Here is a 25,742-nt window from a genome sequence, read left to right on the forward strand (position 1 = left end):
GCACAAAATGGCATGACTATAGAACGGATGCGGAGGGGATTTGTTATCAAGAGGACTGCAATCCGCACCCAGGCGAGAGGGATAGAAGCGGAGAGCTTCCCGGACTGTATTTCAGGACGGGAACTCGTAGCGGATAGCCCGACCCGCAGGGGCTCGCCCAAAAAGAAAGGGGATTGAAACACTTATGTTCAATCCCCTTTCAGGTTAGTACAGTTTGATATTCCAGATGCCCGGTTGTCCTTCCAGGATGTGGACTCTGAGGTAGCGGGTGGTTCCGATTTTATTGGCGGTATGAGGTGAACGGGTGGTACGTTCATTTTCTGCATATATTTTTTGCCAGTTTTTACCATCAAGGGATTTCTCAAGTGTAAAAACGTGTCCTAAAGATGGATGGACAAAGAAAATATTACAGCGGTTGATGTTGGCCGTTTTGCCTAAATCGACCTGCCAGCACTTGACGCTATCATCGGGTGATGCCCACCAGCGGGTGTAGTTGGAATCATCCAGGGCATTGGCCGGAGCGAAGTTGATTTCCCGTTTCGGCAGCGAGTCGGGAAGGTGAAACTTCAGGTCTTTCTGGTTTCGCCAGCGATGCGGAATGACAGTCATGTCGGGACGGTAAGAGGAGGCAGTCGCCACGGCATGCGGGAATTTCAACTCTTTGGGCATCGTACTTTTGGCAAAGTAGCCGACACCGTTATTGTTGATTTTAACCGGTTGGATAGTTCCGTCGGCATTGAATTTCAGCGGTGAGACGTAAATCTGACGGCTCGTTCCGCCGATTCCGTAGTCGAGATAGACGAAGAACCATTCATCCGTATTATTCTTATTGAAAACAAATCCGTGGCCCGGGCCCCAGATGTTTTGCTTTGTATCGGAGGATAAAATGATGTCATTTTCCGGTGTTGTGAACGGGCCGAGCGGCGATTTGTTGCTCATCACGTATCCGTATTGGTAATCTGCATATCCGCCATTTGTATATAAATAGTAGTAAATGCCTTTGCGCTTAAACATTTGCGGGCCTTCCGAATAGCCTTTCCAACCGGTGGGGATGTCAATGGTATTGCCTTTGATTTTAAGATAGTCGTCGGTCAGTTCGGCTGCTTTTCGGCGGCGCCAGAAGATATATCCCTTGCCGTTATCATCGATAAAAGGACAGCCATCTATGTCCGGTGCAACGGCAGAGTCGGTCTCCTTACCGGTAAAGGTTTCGGGGCCGTTGACCAATTTGAACGGACCTTCGGGTGAATCGGCCACCGCTACATGTGTCGGGCCTTCGCAGGTGAAGTAGAGGTAGTATTTACCTTTATTGAAAATGGCGCGACCGGGAGCCCAGTAACGGTATTTGTTCCAGTCGATACCGGGAATAATAACCCCCTCAAAACTCCAGTTGACGAAGTCTTTGGATTTCCATACGACGGGTTTGCCAGAGGTACTTAGGTCGGATTTCTGGTCGCCAATGTCACTGGTCGCATACAGATAATAGGTATCTCCAAATTGTACGATGGTAGGGTCTGCCAGATTGTCGGGTACCAACGGCTGATTGGTAACCTTTCCTTTTTGGGCAAATATCCCCATCGTAACCGAAAAGCATAGTGCGGTTAGGAATGTTTTCTTCATTGTTTTTATGGCTTTTGCAAAGGCAAAGATAGCGATTTGACCATTTAAGGTAAATGTCAGTCACCTCTATTGTCATGGATTATCTGACTTTATCGGGGTAATTTTGTGCATCAGGTTTCGAAGGTCATCCTCTAGGTTTCGCCAACCGGTCTCTAGGTTTCGAAGGTCGTCCTCTAGGTTTCGCCAACCGGTCTCTAGGTTTCGAAGGTCATCCTCTAGGTTTCGCTAACCGGTCTCTAGGTTTCGAAGGTCATCCTCTAGGTTTCGCTAACCGTTCTCTAGGTTTCGCTAACCCTCCTCTAGGTTTCGCCAACCGATCTCTAAGCTACGGAAACTACCCTCGTCATTTACGGGTTCGCGTTATCAAAAGAGCCATCCGGTTTCCCTGTTCCTCAAACTTTGCCTATCTTTGCGCCTTAATTTTCAAACAGTTTTATGATTTCGATAGACGGACTAACGGTGGAATTTGGCGGTTCGCCACTCTTTCAGGATATTTCATTTGTAATCAATGAGAAAGACCGCATCGCCCTGATGGGTAAAAACGGTGCGGGAAAATCAACGCTGCTCAAAGTGCTGGCCGGTGAACGCAGCCCCAGCCGCGGAAAAGTGTCAGCTCCCAAAGATACAGTCATCGCTTACCTGCCTCAGCACTTGATGACGGAAAATAGCCGCACGGTATTTGAAGAGACATCGCAGGCTTTCTCCCAACTCTTTGAAATGGAGGCGGAGATTGAAGAGCTGAATAAACAACTGGCAGAGCGCACCGATTACGATTCGGACAGCTATTACGAGTTGATCGAGAAAGTCTCTACCCTGAGCGAGAAGTTTTACAGCATTGATGCGACCAACTACGAAGAGCAGGTGGAGAAGACTTTGCTGGGACTGGGATTCTCCCGCGAAGACTTTACCCGTCCGACCGGTGATTTCAGCGGGGGCTGGCGCATGCGTATCGAGCTGGCGAAAATTCTGTTGCGTAATCCGGATGTCATTCTGCTTGATGAGCCGACCAACCACCTCGATATTGACTCTATCCAATGGCTGGAGGAGTTCCTCACGACCAGTGCCAAGGCAGTAGTGGTGATTTCGCACGACCGCGCTTTTGTCGATAATATCACCACACGTACCATTGAGGTAACGATGGGCCGCATTTATGACTATAAGGTAAATTATTCGAAATACCTGGAGCTTCGCAAAGACCGTCGTTCTCAACAGCAGAAGGCTTACGAAGAGCAGCAAAAGATGATTGCCGAAAATAAGGAGTTTATTGAGCGCTTCAAAGGCACATATTCGAAAACCCTTCAGGTGCAGTCGCGTGTGAAGATGCTCGAGAAGCTGGAGCTGATCGAGGTGGACGAAGAGGATACTTCGGCTTTGAGACTGCGTTTCCCGCCATCCCCCCGTTCGGGTTCTTACCCCGTAACTGCAGATGGTGTTGCCAAAAGCTACGGCGACCATTTGGTTTTTGCCAATGCCAATTTTATGATTGAACGTGGTGAAAAGGTTGCGTTTGTGGGACGTAACGGTGAGGGTAAATCCACTTTGGTCAAATGTATCATGAAGGAGATTGAGCACGACGGCCATCTGACCCTCGGGCACAATGTGCAGATTGGTTATTTTGCCCAAAACCAGGCATCGTTGCTGGATGAAAACCTGACCGTATTCCAAACCATCGATGATGTGGCTGAAGGGGACATTCGCAACAAAATCAAGGATATGCTCGGTGCGTTTATGTTTGGCGGGGAAGCTTCTACGAAGAAGGTAAAAGTACTTTCGGGAGGAGAACGTACCCGTCTGGCGTTATTGAAACTGTTACTTGAACCTGTGAACCTGCTGATTCTCGATGAGCCGACCAACCACCTCGATATGAAGACGAAGGATATCCTCAAAGCAGCGTTGCAGGCATTTGACGGAACGTTGATCCTGGTATCGCACGATCGCGACTTCCTGGATGGATTGGTGACTAAAGTATATGAGTTTGGAAACAAGAAGGTAACCGAACACCTCGAAGGCATCTATGAATTCCTTCAACACAAGAAAATGGAGAACCTTCGCGAACTGGAAAGAAAAGCATAATGAAGATAATCGATAAAGATGCCTATGGCAAAGGTCTGCTGGCCTACCAGAAAGGCATGAGAAACGCCAAATTTACCGTTCATAGTGATTTGGCTGAAACGGAAAAGTGGGATGTCGCTACTTTCTTTCGCTCCTTTGATAAAATGCCCGAGATTGAGCAGATTGCATTGAACCGATGTGAAGGCAGGGTACTTGATGCCGGTGCAGGAGCGGGAAGTCATGCCCTTTGGTTGCAAAACCAGGGTAAAGAAGTGACGGCGATTGATATCTCGGAAGGCGCTGTGGAAGTAATGAAAATGCGTGGTGTCAAAGCTGCGCGTCTTCAGGATTTCTTTTCAATGAAAGAAGAGAAATACGACACATTGCTCCTTCTGATGAATGGCATCGGTATTGTGCAGTCATTGGACAAATTCCCCGAATTTTTCATTCAGGCAAAGAGGATGTTGAATCCGGGCGGTAAAATTGTCATGGATTCCTCGAATATCATTTATATGTATGAGGAGGAAGATGGCAGTGCCCTGATTAATCTCAATGCCGATTATTACGGTGAAATGACTTACCGCATGGACTTCGGCAATTATAAAGGAGTCGATTTTGACTGGATTTATATTGACTTCGATACACTGGAGGCATTGGCTCACCAACACGGCTTCAAATGTGAGAAGCTCTACGAAGATGACCATTATCATTATCTCGCAGAACTGACGTTGTAGAACAACGATATTTTACATCATTAATCCGTTAAACAGAGGTGGCACGCCAATGTTTAGCGGATTTTTTATATGAATTGTAGGCTTTGGAAACAAAAGTAAGATTCTTGCCTTATTGATAAATTGTTGCTGATTTTCTTCCATTGTGGAATATTCCACACTTCCTGACTTATATTAGCAGCATTTTATTCGTTTGAGATAATTGATTGTGGAAATATTTCCGTAATATTATTTGTATGATAAGAGCTAAAGCTGTACTTTTGCGGGTGCAAAAAATAGGCCTTAAGATATACAATACATAAATCAATCAATTATTTAAATCTAAATTAAATCTTTATGTGGCTTCTTAATTCGTCAATTGGGAGAAAACTGATCATGAGTGTATCAGGCCTTTTCCTTATTCTGTTTTTGTTGTTTCACATGTCCATGAACCTGGTAGCGGTTTTCTCTACCGAGGCTTATGATGCGGTGTGTGAATTTTTAGGCATAAACTGGTATGCTTTGGTAGGTACACTTGTGCTTGCTGCCGGTTTTGTTATCCACATCGTTTATGCGTCTATTCTGACTCTTCAGAACCGCAAAGCTCGTGGTACAGAACGTTATGCAGTAACTTCAACGCCTAAAACTGTAGAATGGACTTCTCAAAACATGTATGTATTGGGTGCGATCGTTCTTGGCTTCATGGTATTGCACTTGTTTAACTTTTGGTACAAAATGATGTTTGCCGGATTGGTAAGCGGTCAATCAGAATCAGGCGCGGAATTGGTACAGCAATTATTTGCTAATCCGGTTTATGTCGTTCTTTATCTGGGTTGGTTTGTAGCTTTGTGGTTCCACCTGACTCACGGATTCTGGAGTATGTTCCAAAGTGTGGGTTGGAACGGTAAAGTATGGTTCAACCGTTTGAAATGCATTTCAAACATTTTCTCTACCATCGTATTCCTTGGATTTGCTCTTGTAGTTGTAGTATTCTTCCTGAAGAGCCTTTAATCCGCGAGTAATTTGATTATCCATTCAGAAAAATATTTGTTATGTCAAAAATAGATTCTAAAATTCCTCAGGGGCCATTGGCTGAAAAGTGGAGTTACTACAAAGCACATCAAAAATTGGTTAACCCGGCTAACAAACGCCGTTTGGACATCATCGTTGTCGGAACAGGTCTTGCCGGAGGTTCAGCAGCTGCTTCACTCGGTGAACTTGGTTTCAACGTATTGAACTTCTGTATTCAGGATTCACCTCGTCGTGCACACTCTATTGCTGCACAGGGTGGTATCAATGCTTCTAAAAACTATCAGAATGACGGTGACTCAGTTTACCGTTTGTTCTACGACACCATCAAAGGTGGTGACTACCGTGCTCGTGAGGCTAACGTACACCGTTTGGCTGAAGTATCTGGTAGTATCATTGACCAGTGTGTCGCTCAGGGTGTACCTTTCGCTCGCGAATACGGCGGTCTTTTGGATAACCGTTCTTTCGGTGGTGCGCAGGTATCACGTACTTTCTACGCAAAAGGACAAACAGGACAGCAGTTGTTGCTTGGCGCTTACTCAGCATTGAGCCGTCAGGTAGGCAAAGGTTCTGTAAAACTTTATACCCGCTACGAAATGCTCGACGTTGTAATCATCGACGGTCGTGCTCGTGGTATCATTGCCCGCAACCTCGTTACCGGTAAAATCGAACGTTTCTCAGCTCACGCAGTGGTTATCGCTACCGGTGGATACGGAAACACTTTCTTCCTTTCTACTAACGCTATGGGTTCTAACGGTTCTGCCGCTATCCAGGCTTACAAAAAAGGAGCTTACTTCGCTAACCCATGTTACGCTCAGATTCACCCAACTTGTATCCCTGTACACGGTGAGTTCCAGTCTAAACTGACTCTGATGTCTGAGTCCCTTCGTAATGACGGACGTATCTGGGTGCCTAAGAAAAAAGAAGATGCTGAAGCTATCCGCGCTGGCAAACTGAAACCAACTCAAATCATAGAAGACGATCGCGACTACTATTTGGAGCGCCGTTACCCTGCATTTGGTAACCTTGTCCCTCGTGACGTTGCTTCTCGTGCAGCTAAAGAACGTTGTGATGCAGGTTTCGGTGTTGGTTCTACCGGTTTGGCTGTTTACCTTGACTTCTCAGATGCTATCAACCGCCTTGGTCAGAAAACAGTAGAAGCTCGTTATGGTAACCTTTTCCAAATGTATGACAAAATCGTTGACGAAAATCCATACGAAACTCCGATGATGATTTACCCAGCTATCCACTACACAATGGGTGGTGTTTGGGTTGACTACGAATTGCAAACTTCTATCCCTGGTTTGTTCGCAATTGGTGAAGCTAACTTCTCTGATCACGGTGCTAACCGTTTGGGTGCATCAGCATTGATGCAAGGTTTGGCTGACGGTTACTTCGTATTGCCTTACACTATCCAGAACTATCTGGCTGATCAAATCCGTGTTCCACGTTTCAGCACTTCATTGCCTGAATTCGAAAAAGCAGAAAAAGATGTACAGGCTCGTATCGATCGTTTGATGAACGTAAAAGGACAGCACTCTGTTGATTCAATCCACAAAAAACTGGGTCTCATCATGTGGGATTTCGTAGGTATGGCTCGTACAAAAGAAAGCCTCGAAACAGCTTTGGAGAAAATCGTAGAATTGCGTAAAGACTTCTATTCAAATGTTCGTATCCCGGGTTCCGGAAGCGACCTGAATACAGAGCTTGAAAAAGCACTTCGTCTGGAAGACTTCATCATGATTGGTGAACTGATGGCTCGTGACGCGTTGAACCGTGAAGAGTCTTGCGGTGGTCACTTCCGTGAAGAATTTCAGACAGAGGAAGGTGAAGCTATGCGTCAGGATGATAAATTCTCATATGTAGCTTGCTGGAAATTTGAAGGTGAAGACAAAGCGCCTGAGCTTCTGAAAGAAGACCTGAACTACGAGTTCGTAAAAGTTCAACAACGTAACTACAAAGCGTAAACTTAAGAAACAATGGAAAAAACAATCAATATAACGCTGAAAGTTTGGCGTCAGAGAGGTCCGAAGGAAAAAGGTGCATTCGAGACCTATTCATTGAACGGTATCTCTACCGATAGCTCGTTCCTCGAAATGTTGGACATTCTCAATGAGTCATTGGTGAATGAAGGTAAGGAACCAGTGGTATTTGACCACGACTGCCGCGAAGGTATCTGCGGTATGTGTTCTTTGTTCGTGAATGGTCACCCACACGGACCAGACGAAGATGTAACAACTTGCCAGTTGCACATGCGTAAATTCAAAGATGGCGAAACTATCACTATCGAACCATGGCGTTCTGCAGGTTTTCCTGTAATCCGCGACTTGATGGTTGACCGTTCAGCTTTTGATAAAATCATGCAGGCTGGTGGTTACGTATCTGTAAATACAGGTGGTATTCCTGACGCTAATGCAATTCCTATCTCTAAAGTAGATGCTGACGAAGCAATGGACTCAGCTTCTTGTATTGGATGTGGTGCTTGTGTTGCCGCTTGTAAAAACGGTTCTGCAATGTTGTTCGTTTCTGCTAAAGTTAGCCAGTTTGCATTGTTGCCACAAGGTCGTGTAGAAGCTGCCCGTCGTGCAAAAGCGATGGTTGGTAAAATGGACGAACTTGGTTTCGGTAACTGTACCAACACTGGTGCTTGTGAAGCTGAATGTCCTAAAAATATCTCTATCAGCAATATTGCTCGTCTGAACCGCGAGTTTATTGCAGCTAAGTTCCAGGATTAATAATCTGATTATTTAGTATATAAAGCCGCTCTGCAATAGTAGAGCGGCTTTTTTATGTCCTGATATGAAGAGCCTAAATAGATATTATGAGCTGTAATGTGATGAGTATTGGTCATAAAAAAAGCAGATAGATTAATGAAAATCTATCTGCTTGAATATCTGAATTGTTCAGTGATTACTGTTTGTTTTCAGGTTTTGGAGGACGTGGAAACAAGGCTTTTCTAGAAAGCTTGAACTTGCCAGTTTTCTTGTCAACGTCAAGAAGTTTAACTTCCAATTCATCACCCTCTTTCAGTCCGGTTTCTTCCATTGTTTCGAAGCGTTTCCAGTCTATTTCAGAGATGTGAAGCAGACCATCTTTACCCGGCATAAACTCAACGAAAGCACCGAATGCCATGATTGATTTTACTTTACCTTTGTAAACTTCGCCCACTTCAGGAACAGCAACGATAGCTTTTACGCGGGAAAGAGCGATATTGATACATTCAAGGTTGTTACCGGCAATTTCTACGCGACCAGCACCGTCAATTTCTTCGATGGTTATGACTGCGCCAGATTTTTCCTGGATGTCCTGAATGATTTTTCCACCTGGGCCAATCACTGCTCCAATGAATTCTTTTGGAATAATAACAACTTCAATGCGTGGAGCGTGAGGTTTCAGGTCTACACGTGGAGCATCGATAGTTTCGGTGATTTTACCCAAAATATGCATACGGCCTTCTTTTGCCTGAGCTAAAGCTTTTTCCAGAATTTCGTAAGACAGACCATCTACTTTGATGTCCATTTGGGTCGCAGTGATACCGTCTTTAGTTCCGGTTACTTTGAAGTCCATATCTCCCAAGTGGTCTTCGTCACCAAGGATATCAGAAAGTACGGCGAATTTCACGTTACCTTTATCTGTAATCAATCCCATTGCGATACCTGAAACGGGTTTCTTGATTTTAACACCAGAGTCCATTAACGCCAACGTTCCTGCACATACAGTTGCCATTGATGACGAGCCGTTTGATTCCAGAATATCCGATACAACACGTACAGAATATGGACAATCTGCAGGAATCATACGTTTCAAAGCACGGTGAGCCAGGTTTCCGTGACCAATTTCACGACGGCCAACACCACGTGAAGGGCGAGCTTCTCCGGTTGAGAAAGGAGGGAAGTTGTAGTGCAACAGGAAGCGTTCGCGACCTTTTTCCAAAACTTCATCAATGATTTTCTCATCCAGTTTGGTCCCTAAAGTTACGGTAGTCAATGACTGAGTTTCACCACGGGTAAACAGGGCCGAACCGTGAGGTCCCGGTAGGTAATCTACCTCGCACCAGATAGGACGGATTTCGGTAGTTGTACGTCCGTCAAGACGTTTACCTTCATCCAGAATGCTACGACGCATAGCTTCTTTTTCTACGTCGTGGTAATATTTAGCAATCATAGCGCCTTTTGCTGCAACTTCTTCTTCATTCAATCCAGCTTTGTATTCAGCTAAAATTGATTCGAAAGCCTCAGCACGGGCATGTTTATCAGGGTTGCAAGATGATGCAGCGACATAAGCTTTGTCGTAGCATTTAGCCCAAACATCTTTGCGCAAATCTTCGTCGTTTTCTTCGTGGCAATATTCACGTTTTTCAGTGCTGCCAACCATCTCAGCTAATTCAATCTGAGCCTGACATTGAACTTTGATTGCATCGTGCGCCACTTTCATAGCTTCGAGCAATTCAGCTTCAGAAACTTCTTCCATTTCACCTTCCACCATCATGATATTGTCCATGGTAGCACCTACCATAATATCCATGTCGGCTTGTTTCAGTTGGTCGAATGAAGGATTGATTATGTATTTACCGTCGATACGTGCAACACGCACTTCAGAGATTGGTCCGTTGAAAGGAATATCAGAAACAGCTAATGCTGCTGATGCAGCCAAACCAGCCAGACAGTCAGGCATATCTACACCGTCTGCTGAGAAAAGCATGATGTTTACAAATGTATCAGCGTGATAATCATCTGGGAAAAGGGGGCGCAGAGCGCGGTCAACTAAGCGTGAAGTGAGGATTTCAGCATCAGAAGGACGACCTTCTCTCTTGGTAAAACCGCCCGGGAAACGACCATAAGCAGAATATCTCTCTTTGTACTCTACCGATAACGGCATAAAGTCGGTTCCGGGAGTTGCGTTTTTCGCCGAACACACAGTTGCAAGCAACATGGTTCCTCCCATTCGAACCATTACCGAACCGTCAGCTTGTTTGGCAAGCTTTCCGGTTTCGATGGTGATGGTACGTCCATCACCCAATTCGATTGTCTTAACGATTGGATTAAGCATAATTTAATTCTCTATTCTTTTACATCTTCTTAAAATCACGCAAAGATAAGCAAAGTTTAATGGTAATGGAATGATAATGACAAAAATTCCGCTTAAAGATGGCTTCAAATAACCAATGAAATCCCTTTAAGCCTGATTTTGTACAGCTGAAATTGTGGGGTGAAAATGATTTGTCGAATTTGATGCAGATGTTTTAAAACAGAGATTCTGATTTTGAAAAATAATTACGTAAGTTTGCAATGGATTTTGACAGGTTGAAGACCTTAAATTTATATTCGTTACATGAGAAAAATAGTTGTTTACGGTGCCGCATTGTTGGCGTTGGTATCATGCGGGAAATCTGATAAGTTTTCTGTTACCGGTAAGGTTGAAAGTGCTAAAGGAGATACGCTTTTCTTAGAGCAAGTCGGCATGAATGAAGTAAAAGTACTTGATTCCGTTATTTTGTCTTCGGATGGTGAGTTCAAATTTAAACAAAAAGCCCCTGAGTTTTCTCCAGAATTTTATCGGTTAAGACTAAAAGATCAGCTAATTAACTTATCGGTTGATTCAACGGAGGAGATTGATATCAAGGCAAACGCCGGAAAGTTTGCAACATCGTATTTGGTGCAAGGTTCTGAGAATTGTGCTCAAATACAGAAGATGAATATTGGAGCTATTCAGACAAAATTAAAAATAGATTCTCTCCTCAAATTGAATCAGGCAAAATTGATTTCAACAGAGAAGTTTGACTCAACGGTACAAAATATATTGAAGAAATATAAGGCAGAGGCTTCCCGGTATATCTTCGGAAATCCTAAATCAGGAGCTGCATATTTTGCTTTGTTTCAAAAGATACATGGATACCTGATTTTTGATCCATACAAAAAAGAAGACCTCAGGGCTTTTGCGGCAGTGGCTACGTCTTATGATGTGTACCACCCCAATAATCCTCGATCTAAACACCTCAAAGAGTTTACCTTGCAGGCTATGAAAGCTACCCGTGCTCCAAAACCAATTCAGATTAAAGAAGAGCAGGTGAGTGTAAAAGGAAATTTTGAAGTAACGCTTCCTGATAAAAAAGGTAGTACCCAAAAGTTGTCTTCTCAAATTGGTAAGGTGGTATTGTTGAGCTTTACAGCTTATCAAACTAAATTTTCACCCGAAGTTAATCTTGAATTGAGAAGCATTTATTCCTCTTGTAAAGCTAAAGGATTTGAAATATATCAGGTGTCGCTTGATCCGGATGAGAATTATTGGAAGGTGTCAGCGGCTAACCTACCCTGGATTTGTGTGAGAGATGCTGATGGACAGTATTCTCAATATGCGCGCACTTATAATGTGTCGGAATTGCCCACTTTCTTTATTCTCAATAAACAAGGAGAAGTGGTGAAGAGAGTTGATAATCTTAAAACGCTGAAGGCTGAGGTTGAAAAAATGCTATAATTTATAGCCCTCTTATAGAAAAAGAGAGAAATTCGTTTATCTTTGCACTTACGTATTAGAAAAAACGCAGAAAAGGAGTTCCAATCATCTGATTGGGATTCTTTTTATTTTTATAAACACTAAACAAAAAACAGGAGGATATATGGCGGTTAATTATATGACCGAAGAAGGTTACAAAAAATTGTTGGAAGACCTTAGCTATCTGGAGACAGTTAAACGTCCCGAGATTTCTAAGCAGATTGCTGAAGCGCGTGACAAAGGTGACTTGTCCGAAAATGCCGAGTATGATGCAGCCAAAGAGGCACAAGGTCTTTTGGAGTTGAAGATTTCGCAAATGAAAGATGTCGTAGCTAATGCCCGTTTGCTGGATGAATCTCAACTTACGACTGACAGCGTGAAGATTCTGAATAAAGTGAAGATTCGTAACACGAAGAATAATGCAGTAATGCAATATATGCTTGTGTCTGAAACCGAAGCTAACCTGAAAGAAGGAAAGATTGCGGTGAATACGCCTATTGCTAAAGGGTTGTTAGGCAAAAAAGTGGGTGATGTTGTTGAAATCAACGTTCCATCTGGCTTGATGACTTTTGAAGTCGTAGATATTTCTATTTAATTTAGTAACCGGATTTACCTACATCTAATCACTATGGCAACTATTTTCAGCAAAATTGCTTCCGGTGAAATACCCTCCTATAAAATAGCCGAAAGCGATAAATTTTATGCTTTTCTGGATATCAGCCCGTTGACAAAAGGACATACGCTGGTTATTCCCCGTCAGGAAACGGATTACATCTTTGATTTGGATGATGCTCTTCTGGCTGAAATGACCGTTTTTGCCAAAAAAGTGGCAGGCGCTATCAAAGCCGCAGTTCCGTGTAAACGCATTGGAGTTGCTGTTATTGGCCTGGAAGTGCCTCACGCTCATATTCATTTGGTGCCATTACACTCGGAGGGAGATTTGAATTTTTCAAATCCGAAACTGAGTTTAAGCGCTGCTGAAATGGCTTTGATCGCAGAATCCATCCGCTGTAAGTTTTAAAAATTATAAAAGCAGAAGGGGGCGTTTTCACAATGAAAACGCCCCCTTCTGCTTTTGCTTTATAGGTTGGTTGAATTTAAAACGAATATTTCGTGAGCGTAAATTATTCCGTAATACATTGTCAGAGTGAAGCTGATCAGCCAAATAGCAACCAAGATCCATCCGGTGCTTTTAGAGGTGGGTCTCCAGTTGAATATTTTCTGGAAAATAGCATAAGCAATCGCTCCCAACGGAATTCCGATAAACAGTAATAACGAAACCATTAACTGCGGATACATAGCCAGATTGCCGATGTTATATCCTTCAATGTAAATGTTGGAACCGAATGGGAAAAACGGAGAGCTGGCTCCTGTAATAAGGAACGGTACTACAAAAGCAATAGAGGCCAAAAGCATAAGTAGTATTATTAATCCTAATAGCCCAAATACTCCACCAATTAAAGCCATTAGCACTTTGGCGACAGCCTGGATGATTTCTATAAGCCCATCACCTGCTTTTTGAAAAAAATTCCTTTCGCGGGCTGCTTTTATCTCCTTTTCTGCCTTTTCGGCAACCCGCTCCACATTTTCTTTGACAAAGTTTTTGATATTCTCGATGGTTGGTTCTTCTCCACGCATTTCAAGTTTTTGCGCGGACGTGTGTGCCTCTGGAATGGCAATCCATAATATCAGGTAAATTGGAATAATGGAACCGACCCCAATCAATACCAGTAAAAGAAGTATCACTCGTATCAGCGTAACATCCACATTCAGATATGCAGCCAGACCGGCAGCGACTCCCGCAATTTTCTGATTCTCGATGTCCCGGTATAATCTGCGTTTTTTCTTCTGAGGCGTCTTTTCATCATTTGATTCGCTGTTTTCACCGTTGGCATCAGGGTGATCGGTCGTGTCTTCAAATTCATTTGGATTTCCCATAATGCCAATAGTCTCATCCACTTCTTTTAGTGTGATTACCTGCATGCCATACTTCAGCCTTTCGTTAAATAACTCTGAAAACCGGGCTTCTATATCTGTTAGTATTTCATTGGCATCTTCTTCGTTAGAAAAATGCTTTCTTAGATTTTCGAAATACACCTGGAGCTTATTGTAAGCATCTTCGTCAATATGATAGACCGTATTTGCGAGATTTATAGTCAGTGTCTTTTTCATATGTCATTAATTATTTTTGTTTTGGTTACATATGGTACCAGATAGCTATCGGTATCATTTATAATGTCATGCTCTTAGATGAATATTTCTTTATGCTCGTTTTATAAGAATATGCATTAGCGACTTGTGTTATCTTTTTAAACTCAGGATTGTCTCATTCAGTTCATTCCATGATTTTTCAAGTTCAGTCAGGAATGTGTGTCCTTTCTCTGTCAGATTGTAGTACTTACGCGGTGGTCCTTGCGAAGACTCTTTCCATGTATAGGAGAGTAGTTCATCGTTCTTAAGCCGTGTGAGCAAGGGATATAGGGTGCCTTCTACTACAATCAGTCGGGCATCTTTCAGAGATTGGATAATGTCCGATACATAAGCTTCTCCTTTGTTTAGAATCAGTAAGATACAGTACTCCAATACCCCTTTCCGCATCTGTGACTTTACGTTTTCTATATTCATGTTCCCAATTTTATTTTACAAAGATAATATCAGATAAGGTACTATGCAACACATAATACTATGTTTGAGGATATGTTTTTGAGAATGAACAGGAAAAGTATTGGGTGTGTTTATATATGAAATGGTTTTTCAGAAAATGGAAGGAAAAGTTGTTGTGTGTCTTATCTTTAAAACTCAAATAAATGAATGCAATATTATCAAGGCTAAAGTACTATCCGGGTATGAAGACCCTTATGATGTCGGTGCCCATTGAATTGAAAAGTTATTTTGTTGGTCTGATCGGTCAGACTCCCTGCCTGCATCCAGATTTACTGATTCAGTTTGTACGGGACGAGGAAAATTTTCTACACACGATTGGACGGGCAATACAAGTATGCTCCCGGGAGACCATTTTCTGGATTGTTTATCCTAAAGTATCCAGGAAAGGCCATCATGGTTTGAATCAGGTAAAACTGGCTGATCACATGTCCCATTATGGGTATAAGCCATATTCGCATATCTCTATCGACCACAATTGGACAGGAGTATTAGTGAAACATTTGTAGCAGTATAAAATATAGTAATCATGAAAACCATTAATTTCATAGGATTAGCATTAATCTCTTTTTTGATAATGTCTTGTTCTTCAGGTAAGTCTGTTTTAGGAAAGGTTGATAAATACGCCTGGATTGTCCAACGTATCGACTCCGGAAAGTTTAAGATTGAGGTGAATCAGGCGTATCCTATGCCGGGTACTGTATCAGAAGGGGTTATTAATTTAACGTCAGTGTATACACTGGAGATTCGCAACGATTCTGTGCTGTCCTGGCTTCCATATTATGGCAGGGCTTATGTTGCTCCAATGGATCCGAATCGTGGAGGCCTGGAATTTATGGAGCCGTATTCAAATTACAAGAAGATATATTCCTCAAAGAAAGGTTTCACAATTAACTTCAATGCCAAAACGAAAGAGGATAATTATCGGTTTGTAGTTGAGATCGGCCCGGAAGGATACGCCAGTATAGGTGTGACCTGTGATAAACGAAGTTTCATCCGGTTTTCCGGGCAGATGGTCAAATAAATTATTCCAGTAAAGCAGAGAGTTCTTCTGCTTTTAGTTGGCTAAGCGGATTATCCGTCCTCTGAATCAGGGCGGATAATTCGCTTTTCTTTTCCTGAAGTTGCTGGATTTTTTCTTCGATCGTTTGTCGGGTGATGAAACGATAAACAAAAACTTTTTTATCCTGTCCGATGCGGTGCGCCCGGTTGAGTGCCTGTGCTTCAGCGGCCGGATTCCACCATGGATCAAGGATGAAAATGTAATCCGCAGCTGTCAGATTGAGTCCGATGCCTCCTGCCTTTAAAGAAATAAGAAAAACTGATTTATCTGTATTTTCCTGGAAACGGGCAACAGCCTCAATGCGCTCTTTCTGCTTCAGGCTACCGGTTAGCTTCTCGTAGCCTATTCCCTTTTGTTTCAGATGTTGCTCCACCAGATGCAGATGTCGTACATAGGAAGAGAAAATCAGCACCTTATGACCCTGTTCCACAATGTCAGAGAGGTATTCAAAGATAATGTTGCTTTTTCCTGAATCATCTTTGTAATCGGGGTGGGAGAGAGCCGGGTGATTGGCCATCAGCCTTAGAGTGTGAAGTGCTTTCAGTATTATGATTGACGAACGTTTCACGCCAACTCTGGAGATATTGTCCATCACCCAGTTTCTGATTCTCGATTTTTCTGTTTCGTACAGAGAACGTTGAGACTGACTCATATCGCAGAAGATGGTTTGCTGGGTCAGTTCCGGAAGATCAGGTGCAACCATTTCTTTCGTTCTTCTGAGCAGAAAAGGTTGGATAAGTTTTTGTAAACGCTCCTGTTTGCCGGTCTGGTCGCCCTTTTCGATGGGAGCTGCAAATTCCCGTTTGAAGTAGGTGTAATTGCCCAACAATCCCGGATTGATGAAATTGAATTGTGCCCATAAGTCTGCCAGCCTGTTTTCGATGGGAGTGCCGGAAATAGAAACCCTGAAATCCCCCTTCAGTTTCATAACAGCCTGATAGGTTTTTGAAGTAGGATTCTTGATGTTTTGGCTTTCATCCAGAATAAGGCATCGAAATTCCGTTTTGGCTAATTTATCGGCATAATTGCGCATAGTTCCGTACGAAATAATAGCGATATCGGTAAAAAGTGGAACACCGTGATTTCGCCATGCTGTTTCGTTGGTCAGGTTTCTTACTTGAAGAGTTGGTGCGAATTTTCTGATTTCCCTTTCCCAGTTGAAGAGAAGGGAGAGTGGCATAACTATCAGAATGGGTTTCACAATAACGGGAGGTGGAGCAAATATATCCAGTTGAGCATTCTGTTGGAAGTTGGATGCCGGATATTCTTCCTCCCGCAATTTAGCTATAAGAGTAATGGTCTGAAGAGTTTTTCCAAGTCCCATGTCATCCGCCAGAATGCCACCGAACCCGTTTTGCTGAAGTTGGTACATCCATTGGAAGCCAGTTTCCTGATAAGGGCGCAATTGGGCTTTTAAGGCTAAAGGGAGTGAAACGAGCTTATTTTCTGTAAACAGCAGAGCTGAATCGTATTGTTTAATGCCGCTAATTTGTTCTAACAGGTTGAAATGAAATTTGGGGAGTTCGAAGTTTCCCTCCTGATTTACTTTTCCCAGTTCCACCAGATCGCGGAATCGGGCAAACCACTCTTCCGGGATTATTGCTATGCGTTTGTCTGGAAGTATGAATTCACGGTTTCCCTCTTTGAGGTTATTCCTGAGTTTGGAAAAGGGAATTAAAAACTCGCCAAATCTGACTTTGATATTTACGTCAAACCAATCCGTCTTTTCTCCGGTTTCGATGATTAAATCAATGTCATTGGTGAAATACTCATCCTTCAGAATCTGCTCGTCAAGGTCAAAACCAATTGTGTGAATATATTCTTTGTTGAAATTCAACCAGTTGATGGTGTGGTAGGTTTCTTTCAATGCGTCTACATCTTCTAGCTCCAGAGAGAACAATCCGTTTTTAAGTTGAATGAATTCATCCGATTCCAATCTGGCCTTCCATTGGGATTCTACATCGTTATTGCGGATGATTTTGAAGGCTTTAAATTCATTGTTTTGAGTTTCCGTTTTGACAAATACGGGCTGGTTGTCTGTTGATTTGAGTAACAAACCATTATAGCTGAATTGTAATTCAAACGCTAGTCGGAAGTCGAGTGTGTGGGTTAATACCAGTAAGGGATGAGGCTCAGGTTGTTGGTATTCAATGGTAAAGCCTTCAGATGTGGTTTCAAACCGTCTGATGGCTTCTGCTATATAGCCTTTGAAATATGTTTCCTCTAAATGCTTTGGAATACAGATATGAGGATTTTTCAAAAAGGGTTTGAGTTTGCTTGCCTCGATACCGTTGATGTGGTATAACTCACGGTTAATCTGGAGCCAACAGGGAAACTGACAAAGAATCGTTGCTTTGGAATGGAGGATATCCAATAGCCCCTTTGCGGACTTGATTTGAAGTGTATATTGAAAACCATTTTCATTTCTGTTAAAGTGAAAATGGGGGGTGTACTCCATGTCGGATATATGAATGCGACATGCTGTGGAAACCGTTTGGTCAAAAGAATCTTTTATGAAAAGAGGAGTCGCAGTTTGTTTTATTATAGCCAGAACCTTCGTCTGGTATTTTTCGATGTATGGACGGATCGTCTTGTCAGAAGTATCTTCGTCAATGTGCTCGATAAACTCCTTAAACTTTTGCTTTTTGTCTTTGTTGAACAGCCTGAATAGTGCATGTTCGCTATATTTATCAGAATAGGTAATTAGTCTGCTGATTTCCGGCGATACAAGTTCCGGATAGTTATTGGCACATTCTGGAGTCAGCGGCTCCAGTAACTGCATAGCAATCGGACTCAGAACCTGAGCGACATACGGATATACGAGCGCTCCCAAGGTTTTGTGCTCATGCAGCAGGGTGATGACTAACTTTTCCGACATAATGGACAATATCGGACAAAATTAACCGAAAAACAAATACAAAGCGGGGAATATATGAAAAAGGATGTTTATTCAGCTTTAGGTTCTTTCTTCGGTTCTTCCGGTGTAGATGTTTCCGGCTCTGGCTGATTTTCTGTAACGATTACCGGGGGAACCGGATTTTCCTCGTCATTGTAAATGTCCGGATCATTCAAATCTTCGTCACCTTCAGCCGGATTCACTCCTTTGAAAATCAGCTCGCTAAAGTCCTTGTCGGTCTGGATCTTTTTCATAGCCATTTTGGCGGCATTCTGTTGCGATTCTTTTTTTGAATAGCCGATTCCTACGCCGGCGGAGATTCCGGAGATAAGAGTTTGAGTCTGGAATACGGGATTGTTGTCGTTATCGGTAAACGATTCAATAAGGCTGAATTCGATCGGAATTTTGTATTTCTGGCTCCATTCAATCAGTTTTGATTTGAAGTTGACCTCTTTGCGGGCGATGTGTGTCAGATCGATGTATGGCTCGAGCATTTTCTTCTCTACGAACTGGCGGCATTTTTCATAGCCCTGGTCAACGTAGATAGCGCCGATAAGTGCTTCCAAAGCATTGCCGTAAATACAGCTGTTGTGAGATTTGGTGCGGGATGAGATAACGATAAATTTATCCAGTCCAAGCTCAAGGGCGATCCGGTTTAGCGATTCGCGCTGAACGATTTTGGAACGCGTGTTGGTGAGGAAGCCCTCTTTTTTTCCTTCAAATTTGTGGTAAACAATATCTGCAACAATAGCATCAAGAATGGCATCACCCAGGAATTCAAGGCGTTCATTATTGACCCATCTGCCTTTTTCGTTTTTTAGAGAGGAGGATTTATGTAAAAAGGCCTGTTCGTAAACCTCGATGTCATTGGGGTAGAATCCGAGGATTTTGGAGTAAAGTAAATACGGCTCTTTCTTCTTATTCGAAAAGAGCCGTATTTTTCTGTATAAATTCTTAAGCACGATTACTTAACAAATTTCTTAACGATGATACTTGCGTTGTGTCCACCGAAACCAAATGTGTTAGAAAGAGCAGCTCTTACTTCGCGTTTCTGAGCCTGGTTGAAGGTGTAATTGAGCTTGTAGTCAATATTTTCATCTTCATCTCCTTCAGTAAAGTTGATGGTTGGAGGTACAATGTCATTTACAACTGACAGTATAGATGCAATCGCTTCGATAGCTCCGGCAGCACCAAGAAGGTGACCAGTCATCGATTTGGTTGAGCTGATGTTCAGTTTGTAAGCATGTTCGCCGAATACATCTTTGATTGCTTTCGATTCAGAGATATCCCCAACCGGAGTTGAAGTACCGTGAACGTTGATGTAATCAATGTCTTCAGGATTCATGCCGGCATCTTTCAATGCTCTAGCCATTACCAGTTTCGCACCCAACCCTTCAGGGTGAGTCGCTGTCAGGTGATAAGCGTCAGCAGACATACCGCCACCAACTACCTCACACAAAATATTTGCTCCGCGTGCTAAGGCGTGATCAAGATCTTCCAAAATCAGACAAGCAGCACCTTCACCCATTACGAATCCATCACGGCTTTTGCTAAACGGACGGGAAGCTTTTGTCGGTTCGTCGTTACGGGTCGACAAAGCAGTCAAAGAGTTGAAACCGCCCACACCGCCAGGTGTAATAGAAGCCTCAGCTCCTCCGGCTACAATCATATTTGCTTTTCCCAGTCTGATATAGTTGAATGCGTCGATCAGTGCGTTGGTTGAAGAAGCACATGCTGATACAGTTCCAAAGTTCGGACCGCGGAAACCGTACATCATAGAGATGTGACCGGCAGCGATGTCAGCAATCATCTTCGGGATGAAGAATGGATTGAATTTCGGGCCGTTTTCTTCGTTTTTGTAGTATGAACCGATCTCTTGTTCGAATGTACCGATACCACCGATACCGGCAGCAAAGATAACACCTACTTCATCGCAATCGGTTTTTTCGAGGTCAACACCACAGTTTTCGATAGCTTCTTTGGCGGCAGCTACGGCAAACTGAGCGTAACGGTCGAATTTACGCAACTCTTTACGGTCGAAATATTTGCTTGCGTCGAAGTTTTTTACTTCGCAGGCAAACTGAGTTTTGAACTTGGAAGCATCGAAAAGAGTAATAGGCCCGGCACCACTTACTCCATTCAGCATAGCGCTCCAGGTGTCCTGTACGTTATTGCCGAGTGGTGAAATTGCTCCCAGACCCGTTACTACAACTCTTTTTAATTCCATAAATTACTAAAGTAAAGACAATTACTTAGTAGCTGCTTCGATGTGAGCGATAGCGTCGCCTACAGTAGCAATTTTCTCAGCTTGATCGTCTGGAATAGAGATACCGAATTCTTTTTCGAATTCCATGATCAACTCTACAGTGTCAAGTGAATCAGCTCCAAGATCGTTAGTGAAGCTTGCCTCTGGAGTTACTTCTGATTCTTCTACTCCCAATTTGTCAACGATAATCGCTTTTACTTTAGATGCAATTTCAGACATGACTTAAGTTTTTAGTGAATTAGTAAATATAGTTTCTTAATTTTGCAGCGCAAAGTAAGGTATTTTTCTCCAAACTACACAATAAAACGACTAATTATTGCCATTTTGTGCGCATTTGTGCGTGTGTTGTGCAATTTGGAGCGCTGTTTCCGTGTTATTTATTACAATAATACAGAGTTTTTATAGCCTGAAATCAGCAATAAAAACCGACCTTTGCGCTGTTTTCGGGTGCAAATATACAACAAATAGATAGATTAGATGAAAAAACTTGCCATTTTAGCGTCAGGTTCCGGTTCAAATGCCGAGAATATTGCCAATTATTTTAAAGGAAAAGGCATTGCGGAGATTACATTGATCCTTTCAAACAACCCCAATGCATACGTGTTGGAGCGAGCCAAAAAGCTGGGGATTCCCTCTTTTGTATTTACCAAAAAAGAGATGAATGAAACTGAGGCTTTATTGGATGCTATCAAAAAAAGCGGTGCGGAGTGGATTATTCTGGCCGGATTCCTGCTCAAAGTACCTCAGAATCTGCTGGAAGCTTTTGATGGTAAAATTGTCAATATCCACCCGGCGCTATTGCCTAAGTTTGGTGGCAAAGGAATGTATGGCGAACGTGTGCATCAGGCCGTTATAGAATCCGGAGAAACGGAGTCAGGAATTACCATTCATTATGTGAATGAGCACTACGATGAGGGAGCTATCATTTTTCAGGCAAAATGCCCGGTGCTGAAAGAGGATACCGCGGATGATGTAGCCACAAAAGTTCATGCTCTTGAATACGAGTATTTCCCCAAAGTGATTGAAGAGCTGCTTTTAAATGATAAGTGATTGTTTCGGGCAAATGAAAAAAGTATTTTGGAGTCTTTGCCTTATTTTGACGGTCGCTCTTGTTTCCTGTAAGAAAGAGGTGAAACCGGAGCAACTGAAGATTGAACGTTTTGATACCGAACTTTACCAGATTCTGATAAATCCGGGTTCGTCATCGGCAGAGGAGAAGTTTTTAAAGAAATATCACGATTTTCTCCCCTTGTACTTAAGTGGGATCCTTCACGCACCGCAGGCCGGACGGATGCAAACGATGGAGGCTTTGCATAGCTTTTTCAGTGACTCAACGCTGATGAAAATCTATGCTGATGAGCAATATCGCTATAAAGATCTCAGCGCACTGGAGAAAAGGTTGGGGGAAGCAGTTGGCAGATACAAAGAGCTTTTCCCAAAAAGCCCGCTTCCGAAGTTTCGGATGCACCTGTCCGGATTGAGCCAGTCGGTAATTACGGTCGGCGATTATGTCTCTATTGCGGGAGATAAGTACCTGGGTAAGGATTATCCGTTGTACAAAGGATATTACTACGATTATCAATTGTCTGATATGCAATCTGACCGGATTGTAGTAGATGCACTGAAGGCCTATTTGTTTGGTAAATTTCCGTTGACCAAACAACAAAATCTGCTGGACCTGATGGTTTATCAGGGGAAAATCCACTATTTACTGAGCTTGTTGCTACCGGATGCAAAGCCGGAACAGTTATTCGGATACAACAAAAAACAATGGAATTGGCTGACAAAGTCAGAGAAAGAAGTCTGGCTGTATATGGCAGACAATCAGCATCTCTATTCGACTGACCCTGTGCTGGAAGCAAAATATACCGGAGAAGCTCCTTTTACACCCTTTTTCGGACAAGCGTCACCGGCAAAGGTAGGCGTGTGGATGGGGTATCGCATTGTGGAGTCCTACATGAAAAAGCAGGATATCCCCGTTTCTGAATTGTTTCAGCAAACAGATGGAAAAACGATTCTTCAGGAGTCGGGGTATCAGCCCTGATCAATTATCATAGGAACGAAGAACCGCAAAAACTTCACGGAGTTTCTGCGGTTTTTTGTTTTATCAAAACGCTTCGAGGATATCCTCGATCTGAGGCAAATAAGACGAGCCAAACAGATTGAGGTGTACCAGTAACGGATAAAGATTGTAGTAATCCATACGCTCTTCCCATCCCGGTTGCAACGGGAATATTTCATTGTAAGCATGGTAAAACTCCGTGCTGAAATGACCGAATAACCGGGTCATGGCAATATCAGTTTCTCTGAGTCCGAAATATACCGCCGGGTCGATCAGGCAGGGATTTCCCGAAGCATCCGGTATCTGGTTTCCAATCCAGAGGTCGCCGTGTAACAACGCCGGTGCTTCAAGTGGAAATATCTCTCCGACCTTACTCATGAAACTATTAAATTGTTGCTCCAGTTTTTTACTGATCAGATGATGGTCATGCGCCCGTTTGATCATTGGGGCAATTCTTTCCTGAACAAAAAAGTCGGTCCAGCTCCAGTGTTGTGTGTTTTGTTGCACCAATGACCCGATATAGTTCGATTCTTCCAGGCCAAAGACAGATGCTGTTGTATTGTGGATGGTTGCCAGTCCACGGCCCATATCCCGCCAGTAATGAGGCGACCGGTTGCCAGGATGCAGGAATTCCATGAGCAGGAATGTGGTATCATCCACTACTTCAAACGCAATTACCTGCGGAATATGTAACCCGTCGGCATCCCTCAGAAGTTGCAGTCCCCGGGCCTCTTTGCGAAACATATCCGGAAATTTTACAGAGGAGTTTATCTTGATGAAAAAGTTGTCGTGTCCTACTGAAATACGAAAAGCCCGGTTGATATCTCCTCCGGGGACAGGGATAACGGATGTTATTTTTCCGTTCAGTATAGATTCAATCCTGTCTGTCAGTTGTTGATTGAAGGTTTTCATACGTCATTATTTATTTTTGTTTTGGCTACGTATGGAACTCGCATATAATGTCATCCACTTTGATGAGCATTAGTTTATGCTTGTTTCATACGGTGATATGTTTTAACAAATCTGACAGGCTTTTAAAACCGGTCAGGTTTGGCTTAAATGGCAGGCTACAGCCCGAGATTTATCTTCAACATCTCCAACTCGTTATGTAGCTCTGCCGGTAAATGACTGAATTTGTTATAGTGTTCATCAATTGAGTCCACTTCGTCTTTCCATTCATCCGGATCTATTCTGAATAGCTGTTCCAGTTGTTCTGTAGTTATGTCAAGCCCTTCGGTGTTTATTTCTCCGGTCGCAGGGATTACCCCTAACGGAGTATTCTCTGTTTTCCTTTCATTATTGCAGCGGTCAAAAATGTAGGCCAGTATCCGGCTGTTTTCACAATATCCGGGCCACAGGAACTGACCCTCCTTTTTGCGGAACCAGTTTACTGTAAATATCTTAGGTAATAGCTCCGGCCTGGTGCATTTTCCCATCTCTATCCAGTGGGCAAAGTAATCGCCCATATTATATCCGCAGAAAGGTAACATGGCAAACGGATCGCGACGGACGCCGGGTTTCAGACCGATAGCTGCGGCCGTTACTTCCGAGCCGATAGTTGATCCCATAAATACCCCGTGATCCCAGTTGCGGGCTTCGAGGATCAACGGAACTGTTGTCGCCCGCCGGCCACCGAAGAGTATGGCCGAAATAGGAACTCCCATAGGATTTTCCCAGTCGGGGTCGATGCTGGGGCACTGTGATGCAGGTGCTGTAAAGCGTGAATTCAGGTGGGCGATGGGTTCGCAATGTGTCGGTTCGTGGAAGCGGCCTTTCCAGTCCATTGTTCCGGGAGGCATATCGTGCCCGATGCCTTCCCACCATACGTCGCCATCCGGGGTCAGTCCCACATTGGTAAACAGTGCGTTTTTGCTCACGGACAACATTGCATTCGGATTGGTATCCATGGAAGTGCAGGGCGCTACGCCAAAGAATCCGTTTTCAGGATTGACGGCATAGAGCCGCCCGTCGTGACGAAATTCCAGCCAGGCTATATCATCACCGATGGTCTCGACTTTCCAGCCGGGCAGGGTAGGGGTCAGCATGGCCAGATTTGTTTTCCCGCAAGCCGATGGAAATGCCGCTACAAAGTATTTCTTTTCTCCTTGCGGGTTTGTGATGCCGAGGATAAGCATGTGCTCGGCCATCCAGCCTTCATCAAGAGCTAAGGTGGAGGCAATGCGCAAGGCAAAACACTTCTTCCCTAACAGGGCGTTTCCTCCGTAACCGGAGCCAAAGGACCAGATTTCACGGGTTTCGGGGAAATGGGCGATATATTTTCGTTCAATAGGAGCACATGGCCACTTTACATCCGGTTGTCCCGGTTCAAGCGGGTAACCTACGGAATGGACGCATGGTACAAATATATCGGAATGGTCTATCAGGGCAAGTACCTCTTTTCCCATACGGGTAGTGATGCGCATATTGACCACCACATAAGGTGAATCGGTAAGTTGAACGCCAAGGTGGGATATGTCGGAGTGTAGTGGGCCCATGCAAAATGGGATCACATACATTGTGCGTCCTTTCATGCAGCCTTTATAGTGTTCACGCAGGGTTGTCTTCATTTGTTCCGGATCATGCCAGTTATTGGTCGGTCCGGCATCTTCCCGCGATTCGGAACAGATAAAGGTCCGGCTTTCCACCCGGGCGACATCACTCGGGTCGGATTGAAAGTAATAGGAATTGGGTCTTAGTTTATCATTAAGCCTGACGGCCATTCCGCTGGAGACCATACCATTCAACAAATGTTGATTTTCCTCTTCTGAGCCATCGCACCAATAGATTTTATCGGGAGTCATAAGTTCGGCCCATTTATTTACCCAATGGATTAAATCGTGATTCTTTGTCATAGTGAGCAATATTAGTTCTGAATGTATTTGTCGAATGGA

Annotated in this window: 22 protein-coding genes; 12 read left to right on the top strand and 10 right to left on the bottom strand. The window is 43.5% G+C overall.

Features of this window, described 5'->3' with window-relative positions; genetic code table 11:
• Nucleotides 1-204: 204 nt before the first annotated feature.
• The gene (locus MLE17_RS17745) at nucleotides 205-1,620 is read right to left on the bottom strand and encodes a family 43 glycosylhydrolase (protein WP_243350109.1); all 1,416 of its coding nucleotides are present in this window, start codon (nucleotides 1,618-1,620) and stop codon (nucleotides 205-207) included.
• Between the two features lie 435 nt (nucleotides 1,621-2,055).
• Here MLE17_RS17745 and MLE17_RS17750 point away from each other — a divergent pair, with 435 nt between their 5' ends.
• The 5 genes from MLE17_RS17750 to MLE17_RS17770 all read left to right on the top strand — a co-directional run bounded on the left by MLE17_RS17750 (nucleotide 2,056) and on the right by MLE17_RS17770 (nucleotide 8,146).
• Nucleotides 2,056-3,693, top strand: coding sequence for an ABC-F family ATP-binding cassette domain-containing protein (locus tag MLE17_RS17750; RefSeq protein ID WP_243350110.1), 1,638 nt, complete (start codon nucleotides 2,056-2,058; stop codon nucleotides 3,691-3,693).
• A complete protein-coding gene (locus tag MLE17_RS17755; protein WP_243350111.1) occupies nucleotides 3,693-4,406 on the top strand; it encodes a class I SAM-dependent methyltransferase in 714 nt (237 codons plus the stop codon). The genes MLE17_RS17750 and MLE17_RS17755 overlap by 1 nt, the downstream gene beginning before the upstream one ends.
• Before the next feature lie 372 nt (nucleotides 4,407-4,778).
• The gene (locus MLE17_RS17760; RefSeq protein ID WP_410795640.1) at nucleotides 4,779-5,393 is read left to right on the top strand and encodes a succinate dehydrogenase cytochrome b subunit; all 615 of its coding nucleotides are present in this window, start codon (nucleotides 4,779-4,781) and stop codon (nucleotides 5,391-5,393) included.
• 41 nt (nucleotides 5,394-5,434) lie between these two features.
• A complete protein-coding gene (locus tag MLE17_RS17765; protein WP_243350115.1) occupies nucleotides 5,435-7,378 on the top strand; it encodes a fumarate reductase/succinate dehydrogenase flavoprotein subunit in 1,944 nt (647 codons plus the stop codon).
• Nucleotides 7,379-7,390: 12 nt separating this feature from the next.
• Nucleotides 7,391-8,146 carry a succinate dehydrogenase/fumarate reductase iron-sulfur subunit gene (locus MLE17_RS17770; RefSeq protein ID WP_243350117.1) on the top strand — a complete coding sequence of 252 codons (756 nt, stop codon included), beginning with the start codon at nucleotides 7,391-7,393 and terminating at the stop codon, nucleotides 8,144-8,146.
• A gap of 175 nt (nucleotides 8,147-8,321) precedes the next feature.
• Here the strand turns inward: MLE17_RS17770 and pnp are convergent, their stop codons facing one another.
• Nucleotides 8,322-10,460 (bottom strand): polyribonucleotide nucleotidyltransferase, encoded by a 2,139-nt coding sequence (gene pnp / locus MLE17_RS17775; protein WP_243350119.1) that lies wholly within the window; start codon nucleotides 10,458-10,460, stop codon nucleotides 8,322-8,324.
• Nucleotides 10,461-10,742: 282 nt separating this feature from the next.
• On the opposite strand from pnp, the gene MLE17_RS17780 reads away from it, so the two are divergent.
• The 3 genes from MLE17_RS17780 to MLE17_RS17790 all read left to right on the top strand — a co-directional run bounded on the left by MLE17_RS17780 (nucleotide 10,743) and on the right by MLE17_RS17790 (nucleotide 12,924).
• The gene (locus MLE17_RS17780) at nucleotides 10,743-11,885 is read left to right on the top strand and encodes a thioredoxin-like domain-containing protein (protein WP_243350120.1); all 1,143 of its coding nucleotides are present in this window, start codon (nucleotides 10,743-10,745) and stop codon (nucleotides 11,883-11,885) included.
• Between the two features lie 142 nt (nucleotides 11,886-12,027).
• The gene (gene greA / locus MLE17_RS17785) at nucleotides 12,028-12,498 is read left to right on the top strand and encodes a transcription elongation factor GreA (protein WP_243350121.1); all 471 of its coding nucleotides are present in this window, start codon (nucleotides 12,028-12,030) and stop codon (nucleotides 12,496-12,498) included.
• Nucleotides 12,499-12,531: 33 nt separating this feature from the next.
• Nucleotides 12,532-12,924, top strand: coding sequence for an HIT family protein (locus tag MLE17_RS17790; RefSeq protein ID WP_243350122.1), 393 nt, complete (start codon nucleotides 12,532-12,534; stop codon nucleotides 12,922-12,924).
• 59 nt (nucleotides 12,925-12,983) lie between these two features.
• Here MLE17_RS17790 and MLE17_RS17795 read toward each other — a convergent pair whose 3' ends face one another.
• Both MLE17_RS17795 and MLE17_RS17800 read right to left on the bottom strand, forming a co-directional pair.
• On the bottom strand, nucleotides 12,984-14,075 hold the full coding sequence (locus MLE17_RS17795; protein ID WP_243350123.1) for a PspC domain-containing protein: 1,092 nt from the start codon (nucleotides 14,073-14,075) through the stop codon (nucleotides 12,984-12,986).
• A 129-nt stretch (nucleotides 14,076-14,204) separates the two neighbouring features.
• The gene (locus tag MLE17_RS17800; protein ID WP_243350124.1) at nucleotides 14,205-14,528 is read right to left on the bottom strand and encodes a PadR family transcriptional regulator; all 324 of its coding nucleotides are present in this window, start codon (nucleotides 14,526-14,528) and stop codon (nucleotides 14,205-14,207) included.
• A gap of 182 nt (nucleotides 14,529-14,710) precedes the next feature.
• Between MLE17_RS17800 and MLE17_RS17805 the strand changes: the two genes are divergently transcribed.
• Nucleotides 14,711-15,073 (top strand): hypothetical protein, encoded by a 363-nt coding sequence (locus tag MLE17_RS17805; RefSeq protein WP_243350125.1) that lies wholly within the window; start codon nucleotides 14,711-14,713, stop codon nucleotides 15,071-15,073.
• Between the two features lie 20 nt (nucleotides 15,074-15,093).
• Nucleotides 15,094-15,588 carry a DUF4251 domain-containing protein gene (locus tag MLE17_RS17810; RefSeq protein WP_243350126.1) on the top strand — a complete coding sequence of 165 codons (495 nt, stop codon included), beginning with the start codon at nucleotides 15,094-15,096 and terminating at the stop codon, nucleotides 15,586-15,588.
• 1 nt (nucleotide 15,589) lies between these two features.
• Here MLE17_RS17810 and MLE17_RS17815 read toward each other — a convergent pair whose 3' ends face one another.
• The 4 genes from MLE17_RS17815 to MLE17_RS17830 all read right to left on the bottom strand — a co-directional run bounded on the left by MLE17_RS17815 (nucleotide 15,590) and on the right by MLE17_RS17830 (nucleotide 21,008).
• Nucleotides 15,590-18,505: a DEAD/DEAH box helicase gene (locus MLE17_RS17815; protein WP_243350127.1), complete on the bottom strand. Its 2,916-nt coding sequence runs from the start codon at nucleotides 18,503-18,505 to the stop codon at nucleotides 15,590-15,592.
• A gap of 68 nt (nucleotides 18,506-18,573) precedes the next feature.
• Complete coding sequence (gene rnc / locus MLE17_RS17820; protein WP_243350128.1) at nucleotides 18,574-19,485, bottom strand: ribonuclease III; 912 nt, start codon at nucleotides 19,483-19,485, stop codon at nucleotides 18,574-18,576.
• A gap of 2 nt (nucleotides 19,486-19,487) precedes the next feature.
• Nucleotides 19,488-20,750 carry a beta-ketoacyl-ACP synthase II gene (fabF, locus tag MLE17_RS17825; protein WP_243350129.1) on the bottom strand — a complete coding sequence of 421 codons (1,263 nt, stop codon included), beginning with the start codon at nucleotides 20,748-20,750 and terminating at the stop codon, nucleotides 19,488-19,490.
• A 21-nt stretch (nucleotides 20,751-20,771) separates the two neighbouring features.
• The gene (locus MLE17_RS17830; protein WP_243350130.1) at nucleotides 20,772-21,008 is read right to left on the bottom strand and encodes an acyl carrier protein; all 237 of its coding nucleotides are present in this window, start codon (nucleotides 21,006-21,008) and stop codon (nucleotides 20,772-20,774) included.
• Between the two features lie 258 nt (nucleotides 21,009-21,266).
• Here MLE17_RS17830 and purN point away from each other — a divergent pair, with 258 nt between their 5' ends.
• Together purN and MLE17_RS17840 are read left to right on the top strand one after the other, a co-directional pair.
• Nucleotides 21,267-21,839 (top strand): phosphoribosylglycinamide formyltransferase, encoded by a 573-nt coding sequence (gene purN, locus MLE17_RS17835; protein ID WP_243350131.1) that lies wholly within the window; start codon nucleotides 21,267-21,269, stop codon nucleotides 21,837-21,839.
• 13 nt (nucleotides 21,840-21,852) lie between these two features.
• Entirely contained in the window at nucleotides 21,853-22,833 is a 981-nt protein-coding gene (locus MLE17_RS17840) for a hypothetical protein (protein WP_243350132.1), read from the top strand.
• 63 nt (nucleotides 22,834-22,896) lie between these two features.
• Here MLE17_RS17840 and MLE17_RS17845 read toward each other — a convergent pair whose 3' ends face one another.
• Together MLE17_RS17845 and MLE17_RS17850 are read right to left on the bottom strand one after the other, a co-directional pair.
• A complete protein-coding gene (locus tag MLE17_RS17845) occupies nucleotides 22,897-23,763 on the bottom strand; it encodes a fructosamine kinase family protein (RefSeq protein WP_243350133.1) in 867 nt (288 codons plus the stop codon).
• A 155-nt stretch (nucleotides 23,764-23,918) separates the two neighbouring features.
• Entirely contained in the window at nucleotides 23,919-25,703 is a 1,785-nt protein-coding gene (locus tag MLE17_RS17850) for a phosphoenolpyruvate carboxykinase (GTP) (protein ID WP_243350134.1), read from the bottom strand.
• Between the last annotated feature and the right edge of the window lie 39 nt (nucleotides 25,704-25,742).

The organism is Parabacteroides sp. FAFU027, from assembly GCF_022808675.1.
Lineage (GTDB): Bacteria > Bacteroidota > Bacteroidia > Bacteroidales > UBA7332 > CAXXIC01.

Bases quoted from the DNA above. Each gene is read 5' to 3' on its own strand.
- MLE17_RS17745 (WP_243350109.1), bottom strand. From the start codon at position 1,620: ATGAAGAAAACATTCCTAACCGCACTATGCTTTTCGGTTACGATGGGG.
- MLE17_RS17750 (WP_243350110.1), top strand. From the start codon at position 2,056: ATGATTTCGATAGACGGACTAACGGTGGAATTTGGCGGTTCGCCACTC.
- MLE17_RS17755 (WP_243350111.1), top strand. From the start codon at position 3,693: ATGAAGATAATCGATAAAGATGCCTATGGCAAAGGTCTGCTGGCCTAC.
- MLE17_RS17760 (WP_410795640.1), top strand. From the start codon at position 4,779: ATGAGTGTATCAGGCCTTTTCCTTATTCTGTTTTTGTTGTTTCACATG.
- MLE17_RS17765 (WP_243350115.1), top strand. From the start codon at position 5,435: ATGTCAAAAATAGATTCTAAAATTCCTCAGGGGCCATTGGCTGAAAAG.
- MLE17_RS17770 (WP_243350117.1), top strand. From the start codon at position 7,391: ATGGAAAAAACAATCAATATAACGCTGAAAGTTTGGCGTCAGAGAGGT.
- pnp (WP_243350119.1), bottom strand. From the start codon at position 10,460: ATGCTTAATCCAATCGTTAAGACAATCGAATTGGGTGATGGACGTACC.
- MLE17_RS17780 (WP_243350120.1), top strand. From the start codon at position 10,743: ATGAGAAAAATAGTTGTTTACGGTGCCGCATTGTTGGCGTTGGTATCA.
- greA (WP_243350121.1), top strand. From the start codon at position 12,028: ATGGCGGTTAATTATATGACCGAAGAAGGTTACAAAAAATTGTTGGAA.
- MLE17_RS17790 (WP_243350122.1), top strand. From the start codon at position 12,532: ATGGCAACTATTTTCAGCAAAATTGCTTCCGGTGAAATACCCTCCTAT.
- MLE17_RS17795 (WP_243350123.1), bottom strand. From the start codon at position 14,075: ATGAAAAAGACACTGACTATAAATCTCGCAAATACGGTCTATCATATT.
- MLE17_RS17800 (WP_243350124.1), bottom strand. From the start codon at position 14,528: ATGAATATAGAAAACGTAAAGTCACAGATGCGGAAAGGGGTATTGGAG.
- MLE17_RS17805 (WP_243350125.1), top strand. From the start codon at position 14,711: ATGAATGCAATATTATCAAGGCTAAAGTACTATCCGGGTATGAAGACC.
- MLE17_RS17810 (WP_243350126.1), top strand. From the start codon at position 15,094: ATGAAAACCATTAATTTCATAGGATTAGCATTAATCTCTTTTTTGATA.
- MLE17_RS17815 (WP_243350127.1), bottom strand. From the start codon at position 18,505: ATGTCGGAAAAGTTAGTCATCACCCTGCTGCATGAGCACAAAACCTTG.
- fabF (WP_243350129.1), bottom strand. From the start codon at position 20,750: ATGGAATTAAAAAGAGTTGTAGTAACGGGTCTGGGAGCAATTTCACCA.
- MLE17_RS17830 (WP_243350130.1), bottom strand. From the start codon at position 21,008: ATGTCTGAAATTGCATCTAAAGTAAAAGCGATTATCGTTGACAAATTG.
- purN (WP_243350131.1), top strand. From the start codon at position 21,267: ATGAAAAAACTTGCCATTTTAGCGTCAGGTTCCGGTTCAAATGCCGAG.
- MLE17_RS17840 (WP_243350132.1), top strand. From the start codon at position 21,853: ATGAAAAAAGTATTTTGGAGTCTTTGCCTTATTTTGACGGTCGCTCTT.
- MLE17_RS17845 (WP_243350133.1), bottom strand. From the start codon at position 23,763: ATGAAAACCTTCAATCAACAACTGACAGACAGGATTGAATCTATACTG.
- MLE17_RS17850 (WP_243350134.1), bottom strand. From the start codon at position 25,703: ATGACAAAGAATCACGATTTAATCCATTGGGTAAATAAATGGGCCGAA.